This window comes from Vibrio sp. Vb1337 (assembly GCF_033338715.1).
GTDB lineage: Bacteria > Pseudomonadota > Gammaproteobacteria > Enterobacterales > Vibrionaceae > Vibrio > Vibrio alginolyticus.
Genome location: NZ_JAWOTD010000005.1, coordinates 248,897 through 261,110, shown reverse-complemented (window position 1 = coordinate 261,110; position 12,214 = coordinate 248,897). Strand labels below are relative to the sequence as shown.

8 protein-coding genes are annotated in these 12,214 nt (G+C 42.1%); 5 read left to right on the top strand and 3 right to left on the bottom strand.

The features are described from left to right. Nucleotides 1–129: 129 nt before the first annotated feature. Entirely contained in the window at nt 130–678 is a 549-nt protein-coding gene (locus tag R7E42_RS08295) for a GNAT family N-acetyltransferase (protein ID WP_005376525.1), read from the top strand. Between the two features lie 89 nt (nt 679–767). Here R7E42_RS08295 and R7E42_RS08290 read toward each other — a convergent pair whose 3' ends face one another. Further along, complete coding sequence (locus R7E42_RS08290) at nt 768–1,385, bottom strand: HAD family hydrolase (protein ID WP_005388227.1); 618 nt, start codon at nt 1,383–1,385, stop codon at nt 768–770. 363 nt (nt 1,386–1,748) lie between these two features. On the opposite strand from R7E42_RS08290, the gene R7E42_RS08285 reads away from it, so the two are divergent. Beyond that, the gene (locus tag R7E42_RS08285; RefSeq protein ID WP_064369289.1) at nt 1,749–3,794 is read left to right on the top strand and encodes a response regulator; all 2,046 of its coding nucleotides are present in this window, start codon (nt 1,749–1,751) and stop codon (nt 3,792–3,794) included. A 103-nt stretch (nt 3,795–3,897) separates the two neighbouring features. Here R7E42_RS08285 and cqsA read toward each other — a convergent pair whose 3' ends face one another. Beyond that, nucleotides 3,898–5,079, bottom strand: a complete 1,182-nt coding sequence (gene cqsA / locus R7E42_RS08280) for an alpha-hydroxyketone-type quorum-sensing autoinducer synthase (protein WP_213898375.1) — start codon at nt 5,077–5,079, stop codon at nt 3,898–3,900. 337 nt (nt 5,080–5,416) lie between these two features. Next, nucleotides 5,417–6,361 carry a ribosome biogenesis GTPase YlqF gene (ylqF, locus tag R7E42_RS08275; protein WP_005376521.1) on the bottom strand — a complete coding sequence of 315 codons (945 nt, stop codon included), beginning with the start codon at nt 6,359–6,361 and terminating at the stop codon, nt 5,417–5,419. A 447-nt stretch (nt 6,362–6,808) separates the two neighbouring features. On the opposite strand from ylqF, the gene R7E42_RS08270 reads away from it, so the two are divergent. Genes R7E42_RS08270 through R7E42_RS08260 form a run of 3 tightly spaced genes read left to right on the top strand, consistent with a single transcriptional unit; the run spans nt 6,809 to nt 12,213 of the window. Continuing rightward, complete coding sequence (locus R7E42_RS08270; protein ID WP_318072572.1) at nt 6,809–10,474, top strand: ATP-binding protein; 3,666 nt, start codon at nt 6,809–6,811, stop codon at nt 10,472–10,474. After that, nucleotides 10,458–11,624 (top strand): EAL domain-containing response regulator, encoded by a 1,167-nt coding sequence (locus R7E42_RS08265; RefSeq protein ID WP_318072571.1) that lies wholly within the window; start codon nt 10,458–10,460, stop codon nt 11,622–11,624. The genes R7E42_RS08270 and R7E42_RS08265 overlap by 17 nt, the downstream gene beginning before the upstream one ends. Beyond that, nucleotides 11,617–12,213 carry a response regulator transcription factor gene (locus R7E42_RS08260; protein ID WP_017635347.1) on the top strand — a complete coding sequence of 199 codons (597 nt, stop codon included), beginning with the start codon at nt 11,617–11,619 and terminating at the stop codon, nt 12,211–12,213. Before R7E42_RS08265 ends, R7E42_RS08260 begins: the two co-directional genes overlap by 8 nt. Nucleotide 12,214: the final 1 nt, after the last annotated feature.

The following is a 12,214-nucleotide window of genomic DNA, read 5'->3' as shown; positions in this document are numbered from 1 at the left end:
TAATGAGTAGTATTAAAAAGTGAGCTCTGGCTTAAGGTGTATAAAATCTGCCAAGAAACAAGTGTTATAAAGGTGGAATATACCGAGACTCTATAAAGAAGCAAAAATGTAAGAAAATAGGAATACGTAATGGATTTACGATTAGCGGAATATAAGGACTACGAGCGCATTGCGCATCTTCATGCGGATAGCTGGAAGCGTCATTACCGTGGCATTCTTAGTGATAACTATCTTGAGAAAGAAGCGATTGACGACAAACTACTGATTTGGCAAACCCGTTTGACCAACCCACCATTCAATCAGCACATTGTCTTGGCGGAGGAGGGAGGTTTGCTACTTGGCTTTGTTTGTGTGTTCGGCAACCATGATTTCGAGCGTGGAACCTTTATTGACGCATTGCATGTTGATGACAGTTACCGTGGTCGTGGGATTGGTAAGCAGCTATTACTTGCTGTCGCAGAATGGCAACAGCAGTACTTTAAAGACACAGGTCTTTATTTAGAAGTTGTGTCGCAAAACATTTCTGCGATTGAATTCTATCGCCACATTGGTGGACAAGAGGATCAAGAGCGAACTTGGCGCGCACCTGATGGCAAAGAGGTGTTAGAAAAAGTATTCCGTTGGAAGAACGCCCAGTCATTAGTTAGTGGGATTGAGGAAAACGTGATTTACTCCTAACCTAGCGTTCTAAAATATTAGATAAGAGCAGTCTCAACACTGCTCTTTTTTGTTTATGCACCCTAACGTTATGTTTTATTGCAAGCTTTCTAGAAGTTAACCCCCATGGCTTTTAGTTCGAGCTCACATTGCTGAGCATTTTCAAACTGAATAGCAGCCATGCCAACTGCTCGGGCACCTTCAACATTGTAAGGCATGTCATCAAGAAATACTGTCTCTTCGGGGTTAAGCTGATACTTTGAAAGTAGAGTTTGGTAGATCTCCGCTTGTGGTTTTAGTAATTGAACTTCAGAAGAGATGATTGCTCCATCAAACAGTGGCCAAAACTCATAGGTAGTACGAAGATGTTCCACAATTTCGTTGATGTTGTCTGTGAGCGCATATACGCCATATCCGGCTCTTTTTACTCGTTTTAACAGCTCTATACTGCCGTAAAGTAATATTTGAGTGTGTTTTACATAATAAAAGAAGCGGTCCATTTCTTCCGTCGTTACTTGGTGTTCACGTTGATAACGCTGTTTTGCTTCCCTTTCGGAGATCGTCCCTTTATTTAAATCTTTCCAGATTTGTGATGAAAATAGCATCTGAGCCATTTTCTCTGACTCTACGGAACCACCAAATGTTAAGCGAACGATTTCTACTGGAGACCAGCGTACCAATACATTACCTACATCAAAAATGACATTTTTTATCTGGAAAGAATTCATGACACACCCCAAGCCAATTGTTTGTCACCGCGCTATATGCGGTGAGTGCTGTTTTTAAATCGTTGGAAAGCCGTGCCAAAGGCGCGACTTAAGTTTCTAGAACAAAATGAGATTAACATCCAATTGGATACAGAGCGATTATCGCAAAATTACACTAAACTATATGCAACTTTGTTTATTTGGTTGTAAATCAAGTGCAGCTGTCTTAAAAGATTGAAACTAAAGATAAGTATTGCGAGCTGTTTACGTCATTTCGCGCTGCTTATAAATGATGATTAATATATAATTAGTTAATAATAAAATGATAAAAATGAATCAAAATCACATTGTTGTGCGTCAGGCGGAGTAAGCAAAACAGATTATATGGACTCGATACGTAAGGTTTATCAATATGCAGAACCAAACCTAACTCTCGTTGGCTGGATGGGGTTTCTTGGCTTTCCGCTGTACTACTTTGTCTGGGAGTTTGCCTTTCCACAGGCTTATGAAAATTTACCTCTTAGATTGTTTTGCTCGTTATTGTTTTTCGGCATCATTTTTAGAAACCGCTTATCATCGACTTGGAGAGATTATGTTCCTATTTACTACCAAGTGACGATAACGCTGTGCTTACCGTTTTTCTTTTTTTATATGTTACTGATGAATGACTGGTCCAATGTATGGGTTATGTCGTTTATGTCTGCAATTTTCTTACACATTTTACTGGTTCATGTTACTAGGGTCATGTTTGCTCAAACCTTTGCTGGGATAGGTTTAGCAACATTCTTCGCTTGGGTTGCAAAAGGGTTCCATCTTGACTTGACCATGGATTGGACTCATGTGCCAATCTTTCTGTTTATTTATGTCTTCGGTAATTTGTTCTATTTTCGTAACCAAGTTGAACATGAAGCGAAAGTCTCGCTGGCAAAATCATTCGGGGCAGGGATTGCACATGAAATGCGTAACCCGTTGAGTGGGCTTTGCACTTCAATAGATGTTATCCAGTCGATCTTGCCCAACATGAAAGAGGCAGGAAAAGAGCAGTACGTCATGAGTGTAGAGGATGTCACCTTATTACGTGAAGTGAGTCAGGATGCAATGAACATTATCCAATCGGGTAATGAAACCATCGATTTATTGCTAACTTCGATTGATGAAAATCGAGTTTCTCGTTCTAGCTTCAAAAAATATTCAGTTCACTCGGTCGTTGAACAGGCAATTGAAAGCTTCAGTTATAAACGTGCCACTGATCGATTTGCCATATCGCTGGATGCGAGAAGTGAGTTTGAGTTTCTAGGTAGTGATACGTTACTTAAATACGTTATGTATAACCTCTTCAAGAATGCCTTCCATCACCGTAAATCTGAAGATTTTCACATACATGTATCCATGATAAGTTCAGAACGCTTTAATCAAATTGTTGTAACCGATAATGGTGCTGGCATTGCTCCTGATGTTCTACGCAATATCTTTCAAGACTTTTACACCACTGGCAAATCAGGAAGTTATGGTTTGGGTCTACCGTTTTGTAAAAAAGTCATGCGTTCATTTGGGGGGAACATTGAGTGTCAATCTCAGTTAGGGGAGTGGTCTCAATTTACATTAACTTTCCCACTAACGACATCTGATACCGTTAATGAAATCAAAAACGATCTGACTAAACTCAAAACCATTCTAACGGTGACTAGCCAAGATATCTTGGTGTCTAAAGTAACAGATATTAGCCGTTTTATGGGCTTTGACTCGACGATTTTAGATGCCAACCAAGTACTCAAAAAGAAAGAGTACGAGTTCGAATTCGATCTGATTTTTATCGATCTTGAGAGCTTAGATCCAAGAGCAAACCAATTGGATAGATTAGAATCTCTCTTGTCTTTCACTGAAGCACGCATCGTTTATCTTTTTGAGCATCATCCGACTCAGAGAGCACGTAAGGCTGCATATGAACCTATTTGGATCGAAACGCAAGCCTGGTTATTGAATACTAAACCAACTATTGAGCGTCTCTTATATGATTCAAGCTATGTATCGACACCAACGGCCTCGGTGACGTTAGATAATTCAAATAAGCGCACAATTATGGTCGTGGATGATAATGAATCTTTGCGTAAATTCACGGCAATGTTACTTGAAAAGCAAGGCTTTGAAGTGATTCAGAAAGAAGACGGGCAGCAGGCTCTGGATACACTAGAGCAAGAAGATGTTGATCTCATTCTGATGGATATCGAAATGCCAATTATGGATGGTGTAGAAGCGTCTAGGCGAATTCGAAGCTCGGATAAAAACTATGCGTCGGTACCTATTATTGCACATACAGGGGATAGTTCACCTGTCACGTTGGACAAAATTGGGTCTTCGGGTATGTCTGACTTCATCGTAAAACCGGCGGATAAAAATCGCTTGTTCGATAAAATCGCAAACTGGATCTAATTATTCGCGACTTGTTTTCTTGAGGCGAGTTGCTCACAACGAATAACACGAATAAAGAGCTCAGCAAAACTGTTGAGCTCTTTAGTTTTATCTACACACTAACTTACACAAACTCTAAGTCAGGGTGTGCGAATGCTTGTTGGCAGACAGTGAGTACATGATCAACTTCAGCAGCTGTCATGTCGGCATTGACTGAAAAACGGATGATGTTTTTGTTCCTTCCAGTTGCAGGGCGGCAAAACACTGCGCCGTAAACATTTCGCTCTTCGAGAAAATCGCGGACTCGCTCAGTGTTTCTCTCGTTGCCGCATTCTAATGAGATAATTTGTGATTCACTGCGAATAGTAAATCCAATGCGTTTTAAACCAACGGCTAAAGACTTGGCTCTTTCAAACAGAATATCTCGCTTATCATCTGATTTTCTTATGACGTCTAGTGTTTTCTCTAGCCGAATGATCTCTTGCGGTAATACGGTAGAACTAAATATTGCAGGGTACGCCACAAACGGAAGCGTCTTCGCCAGTTTTTCTGGGCCTAAAATCGCGCCAGCACGATAAGCAAATGTCTTGGCAAGACTAACGGTAATAAAATCGACCTTATGAGTTAAGCCAAGACCCTGCAGTATCCCCGCACCTTGTGGACCGTGTGTACCTAAAGAGTGTGATTCATCTACAACCAGGCCGCAGTCAAACTCCTGTGCTATTTCGTAGATATCACGTAGAGGAGCGATGGTCCCGATAGTGCTGTAAACCGAATCCACAACAATGATCCCTGAACCGTGACGTGAAATCTGCTTTCTTAGGTGACTGGTGTTGTTATGCATGAACGGATGAATTTGTGCTCCGGCAATACGTGCGCCTTCCCACAAAGACATATGTGCAAAGAAATCAATGTACACAGGTATGTTCGGTGCACAAATAGTCTGCAATAAACCGACATTCGCAGCCCAACCAGATTGAGAAAGTAGACAACTAGGCATACCAACGAAACTGGCTAGTTGCGTTTCAAATACAGGTTTCGATTCATCGTCTTGTAAGAAAATCGCGGACATCACGACGTTGTCATCGTGCTGGGAAATCGCATCACGATGCGCGTTTTGAATCTCCTTATTATGAGACAGTGCAAGGTAATCATTGCTTTGCAGGACAACGGCATTACACGGTGGGCGTTTACCAAGAACAAGGTGTTTTTTGTTCTCATTCGGTTCGATTAGATCTTGAATATAAAAATCTAGGCGTTCCTCGATAAAGGAGGGAAGTGGTTTGCTTTGTATAGTTTCACTCATAATAAATCTCTTCTTCATATGGAAAAACGCCAGCGCTGACACTTATTCATATTGCGGATTTTGGGGAGAGTGTCACTAACCAGGTTGCATAAGTTTGCAGACCCTTGCAAACTCGACATTTGAGGGTTGGATGGTGGCTGTAACTCTATAGGGGCCCGGGGTCTAAACTAGTTTGTGCTTAAAGTTTATACGGCGATTTTGCGGTGTTTTTTCGTGCTTCATATCTGGGATTTTGGATGAGGAATATAAAGTTTGAAAAGTGAAAAAAATGGGCGCATTAGATAACAAAAAAGGCGCGAAAATCGCGCCTTGAAACATGAGTAGATAAGAGACAAGCTTATCGCTTATTACGTAAATAGCGCTTACGACGCTCTTCTTTACGCTTCGCTTTTTCTTCTTCTTTACGGGCGGTCTCAATCTCGACTTCAATCAGCTCTTGAGTGATCATTTCTGGGCGTTCTAATGTAATTTGGCCCAAAGTGCCTTGACGAAGTTCGTGCAATAAGATCTCTGATACTTTGTGCAAGTCAACACGTCCACCTGCACGTAGTGCACCGCGGCGACGACCAATTTCTTCCATGATCTCGATATCTGATTCTGGAAGCTCTTCAATTTGATAACGCTCTTTAAGCTTGTCTGCATAATGAGCTGCTAGGTATTCAATGGTATAGAATGCGACTTCGTCATATTCCATCGCTGTATCTTTTACCGCGCCGGTAGCCGCAAGGCGGAAGCCACTGTGTGGATTTTCCACTTTTGGCCATAAAATTCCTGGAGTATCAGATAATACGATGCCATTTTGCAGGTTGATACGTTGTTGACGACGTGTAACCGCGGGTTGGTTACCTGTTACAGCGATTGTTCGACCTGCGAGGGTGTTAATGATCGTCGACTTTCCAACGTTTGGGATGCCCATGATCATGGTGCGAATGTTTTTACCAATTTCTTCTCGGTGTGGGGCAAGTTTGCGGCAAAGCTCCATGATTCGATGCACTTCTTGTGGTTCAGAAGTCGTGATCGCCATTGCTTTTACATGTTGCTCTTGCTCCAAGTGCTCAATCCACAGTTGAGTTAATTCTGGATCGGCCAAATCACGTTTGTTCAAAACTTTAACGACAGGTTTGTCACCACGGATTTGAGAAATCAAAGGGTTTTCACTACTGAAAGGAATACGAGCATCCAGTACTTCGATGATCACATCCACTTGAGGGATTGCTTCTTCGATCTCTTTACGTGCTTTGTGCATGTGGCCAGGAAACCACTGGATTGAGTTATTAACCATTTGAATTTAATACCTTAATTTTTCTAATGCTCCAGCGGTTGTAAAAGTAGCAATGTGAGTCTTGAGTAATACAATACTAGAACGCATTTTCTAAAACTGTGTTTACTTCAAGCTGCTCGAAACCGCGGAGTTGAGCTTTCTTTCATGTTAATACGCCAGTTTATCATGGAATGATGATGAATCATTCAAGATGAAAGTAAAAAGCTATGGCGTGCAAACCTAAAAGCACACATCCCTTATGTATACCGACTCGCAGTGAATATCCGTCTGGGTGAGAGACCGAACGCAAACACTGTGTAGTCAAAGGTGGATTGTGTTGTCAGATTGTTCTGACGAATTTTGGTTTTTTGGTTTTATATCAAAGCTTTATTTTTATTTCGCTATTGAGCGAAGTTTGACTTTTATCTGACAAAAACTAGTCTGAGCTTCCATTCAGAGGAAGCAGTCATGCTCAGTATTCTTAGAAGTATTACGGTATCGTCCGTCGCCTTAATTTTTTTAGCGAGTTCTTTTTGCTCAACTGCCAAACAGAGTCCTAAACCGAAGGTCATCGTTGGTGTTATTGCGCAAGACGAAGCTAAAGACTCGTTTGACGGTAGCGTTGGTCCTTCGTACGGAATTAGTCTTGAGTATTTGTCTAACATTACTAAAGCTTTGGATTATGAGTTAGAACTTCGGACTTACAAGCATATTCCGTCTTTACTTGCGGATGTCGAAAGCAAGAAGATTGATGGTGCGGTTGGATTTAGTAAAACAGCAGCAAGAGAAAAGCGTTTCTTGTTTTCGATGCCTTTCTTTTCGAGCACTATCGCGGTTTGGTATCGGAATGCCACTTACCGAGATAGTGATGCGCGTGATCTTAAATGGGTGTGTGTTGAGGGCAGTGTGTATTGTGACAACCTCACTGAACGCGGTATCGATAAGATACATTACGTTAAAACACGTTTAGAGGCGTTTAATGAAGTTAAGCGAGGTAAAGCGAACGCGCTGATTTACACTTATGTTGGTATTACCCAATATTTGGATTTGAATGACATTGTAAAAGGGGTTGTCGATATTCCCAGTTGGTTGAAAAACGAAGAGGTGAGTTTTATCGCTTCGTTGGACAAACAGAGTCTGATCGATGACATCAACAAAATCCTTCAGTGGGAGCAAAATGGAAAAAACATTCGCTCCGTCGCCTCGAAAAATCCTTACCATATCAGTGATAAGTTATTGGTAGATTACCGACGTAATCATCAAAACAAACTAGTGATAACTTACAGCAGCAGTGACGAAGCTTATCCGTTTCTCTACCGAGATTCGCAAACGGGCGAGTTAGATGGCTTCTTTCCAGATTTTGTCGACTTATTGCAGTCTCGTACTGGCTTGAGCTTTAAGTATGTGAAGCCGACGTCGAGCCTTTCTAATGGATTAACGGCATTTGATGCCGATATAGTCCCCATCTCTTATGTGGGTGAGCTACCTAAGTCAGATTGGTTGTTCACTAAACCATTCATGCACAGTAATTACGTGGCTATCCAAACGGAGCAGAGCAAGCGCGATAAATCTGCACTGAAAGAAGCGGGTATTCTGCTCACTTTGAAAAAGCAAGGGTTAGTTCATTTGGGCACTTGGCAACAAGGCCAAGTTGATCATTATGATGATTTGAAAAAGCTGCTTACCGATTTGAAATCGGGCGTTTTGGATGTGGCTTACATTCCTGACGACATCGTTCACAACATGATTGCACAAGATCAAGTCGATGGCTTGGTGATCAATGCGGAGGACGTTTTGACGTTCTCTAATGCATTTGCGGTTGCAAACCACAATACACAACTTCAACACATGTTGAACAGCATCATCGAAACCATTGATTCTAACGAGATCGAAAAACTGCTGCGTTCTCACCGAAGCTTCAAACTGACTTATGGCTATGACGCGGAGCAGATCGCTACATTTGTTGTTGCTGGTTCATTCATATTCTGTCTCATGTTAATTGCGGCGTATTTCATCTTATCTCACATGCGACTTAAAGTGAGGTTAGCCGAATTTAATGCTGACAATGAGGAAGCGGAAAAGCAATGGCTGATGGACATCATCAAAGAGATCAATAGCTTGGTTTTTATCCATAGTGAAAATAACCATATAGAGATGAGCAATTGTGCCAACTACAACAGTAAACAGTGCCAACAATGTAAGTTGAAAAGTGATTCTGCGCACGCTCCTCTGGTGAATAATTTTGATGAACTAACCACTGTTATTGCTGGAAAGTGTATCTCAGAAGAGGTTGCCTCGTCGGGCTGTGAACTTGATATTAAACATGTATATCGAGAACGCAAAGTCATCGCTTCTCCTAGCGGTAAGAACAAGTTTGTACTGACTGTTATTCAAGATATTACCCAGCAAAAAGAACGTGAGCAGGCGTTAATCGATGCGCAAAAAGAAGCGCAAACCGCGGTACGTGCGCGCGAAAACTTTTTGGCAACCATGAGTCACGAATTAAGAACGCCATTGTCGGCAGCACACGGCATCCTCGATTTGCTAAATCGCCAAGTGACGGCAGATTCAAATCGCGAGTTAATTGCCCAAGCCATACGCTCGCTCAATCATTTGAATACGCTAGTAGACGAAGTACTGGATTATTCAAAGTTAGAGGCAGGGCACTTAACCGTCGCCCCAGTTAAGACCGACTTGCTTAAAACCTTGTGCGATGTGTTTCGAAGCTTTGAACCACGAGCGCTTGCGAAAGGTTTGGATTACAAAGTGACAATCAAACCATTTTCGAATGCTTTCATTGAAATCGACGCGCTGCGATTGGTGCAAATTACCACCAATCTGCTCTCCAATGCGGTGAAATTCACTGCCGAAGGAGAGGTTGGAATCAGTGTCATTCTTCATGAAAAGCAGCTTATTTTGAAAGTGGCGGATTCAGGTATCGGCATGACGGATGACCAACTCGAAGGCATTCTCAATCCTTTTGTTCAAGCGGATGACACTATTACGCGTAAATATGGCGGTACTGGATTGGGGCTAAGCATTGTTGACCGATTGATCGACTGCATGGGCGGCGTGCTCTACATCGATTCACAATTTGGCTTGGGCACGACGATTACTGTCAGACTGCCAATTGAGCATTGCGACTCTGAGCCAGACGTTTGTTTGAACTGGACGTATAGCGAGAGCTTACCACTTAATATTCGCCAGTGGTGTGACGCGTGGAAAATGCGTCCAGCGACGTTAAAAACAATGGTGGCGAACCTTCACCCTATACACGACAGCGATGCCAGTTTTAATGGCCTAATGCTGCGTGACGAACAAAGGGTACTTGGCAGTCTTACGCTAAGAGAGATTCAATATCCAGATACATTGTTCAATTTGCTCAGCCAAACGCAGCAAGAAACCAAGCTTAGTGACGTAAATCAAGAAGTGGTTTCTTGGGTTCTCGGCACGGTACTGGTCGTAGAAGATAATCCCATTAACCAAAGTGTGATAGCAATGCAGCTTCATGAACTTGGAATCGAACCTGTCATTGTGAATAACGGCCGCGAAGCATGGGAATACATCAACCAAGATGAAAACGTTGTGTTGCTGCTGACCGATTTTCATATGCCAGAAATGGATGGCTATGAGCTTGTTAGGCACGTGAAAAACTCCGAATTTAAAGCAATTCCAATCATCGGTGTGACAGCAGAAGATGCTCGTCTTGCCATTGAGCGCACACAGGATATCGGCATTGATGATGTGCTCTACAAGCCCTATGACCTTAATCAATTAAAAACCGTTTTGATTCCATTTATTGGCGAAAAAGAGAGGGGTAGGCTGCCCGGCTGGATTAAACGGTTCAAAGCACAGGACGCAAAAGAGATTGCGCGCGTGTTTAGTCAATCAATGTCTACAGATATAAAAAACTTAAACGCCGCATCGACTGAGCGAGACAAAAAACGGGTCATTCATGGCATCAAAGGAGCGGTTGGGGCGATAGGGGTAAGCATGCTGACTGAGCTTTGCATTGAGGCAGAACGAGTTACTGCTGCGGAGTTTGACAGGCGAACAGCGGAGCTAATTTTACGAATCGAGCAGGAGATCGAAAACATAAACTATTGGGTAGAGACAAATGAATACACAATTTAATGTGATGGTGATTGATGACCATCCGCTACAAACCACAATACTTACGCAAATATTGGATCGCTATTGCGCGCAAGTCATCCCTTTTAACTGTGTGGATGCCGCTATTCAGAGTGTGCAGGAACAATATTTTGACGTGATTTTTTGTGATATCCAAATGCCCGGAAAAGACGGCATCGATATGATGGAAATGCTCGATAAAGTCCAGTACCAGGGGCAAGTTGTACTGGTCAGTGCAATGGAATTGACCATTATTTCTGCGGTAAGAGCCATGTGCGAGGGATTTAGCTTTGAAGTATTAGGGAAGCTGCCCAAGCCATACGATGAAAATGAAGTCGTTGATTTGTTGGGTAAAATAAGAGATGAAAAAGCGAAACAAGTCAGCTTTGCTCAACCGATTGAAGTGGAAGATCAAGAATTCCTGTTTGCTCTGGCTGAAGGGCGCGTGAAAAATTATTACCAGCCTTTAGTCGATGTGCAAAGTGGGGAAGTGCTTGGGTATGAAGCGCTCGCGCGTTGGAATCATCCTATTTATGGTGTGTTACCCCCTCATTATTTTTTGCCAATTGTAGAGCGTTGCCGCCTTTCAGGAGAGTTGTTTCAAGCTGTATTGAGTAATGTTATCTATGACATGAAACACCGCGGATTGACGCAAAACGTATCCATCAATGTAGACCATGAAAATTTAGAAGATACGGCGTTCTCTCATTACTTTTTACAGCAATGTTTAGAGAGCGAGATTGACCCATCACAAATCACCATTGAAATTACAGAGCGAGATACATTTCAGACTAGCGCGTCCCTGTACAAGAATTTACTCAAGTTGAGGATGAACGGTGTCACTGTCTCAATAGATGATTTTGGCACGGGTTCATCAACGTTTGAAAAACTGGCTCAACTGCCATTCAACGAGTTAAAAATCGATCGTTCGTTTGTACAAGGTGTCGAATGCGACATCAAAAAACGCAACATCGTTGTTGCTATTTGCGCGTTAGCGAAAAGTTTGAATATACGACTGGTCGCGGAAGGTATTGAAGACAAAGTCACACTGCAAGCGATACGTGAGTATGGGATTGATCTTTGCCAAGGCTTTTACATTGATAAACCCATGCCACTAGAAGCCATAACCATACTAAATGAAAGATATGAATAAATTGAATTACTTGATCTTTGACGATCATCCTCTCGTTTGTGTTGCAATCAAGTCGTTGTTGGAAGAGTTAGGGAAAACAAATGGGGTATTTACTGCAACATCAGCGAAGATGGCATTACAAATATTGAAAAAGGAAGAAATCCAACTGTTGATCTTAGATGTGAACTTGGCAGATTGCGATGGGTTTGATTTCTACAAACGTATCAAATCCCATGGTTATGAAGGCAAAGTCATTTTCTTCTCCGCTGAAACTAGCCAAATGTACAGCCAAATGGCTTTTCGTTCTGGCGCTGATGGCTATGTGTGTAAATCGGAAAATCACGACATTCTTAAAGACGCGATAGAAGCGGTAGAGAAGGGGTATACCTTCTTCAAATTTAAGCAAGTTGTTAACAGTGTTCGAGAAATGCCACAACTTTCAAGCAGAGAAAGTGCAGTAATGAAGTATTTATTACAAGGAAAGTCCAATCGAGAAATCGCTTCAGTGCTATCAATAAGTGACAAAACAGTCAGCACATACAAACGTCGTCTATTGGATAAATTTAACGTAAAGAACATTGTTGAGCTAACAAGAGTGGCGGGGGCGTAAG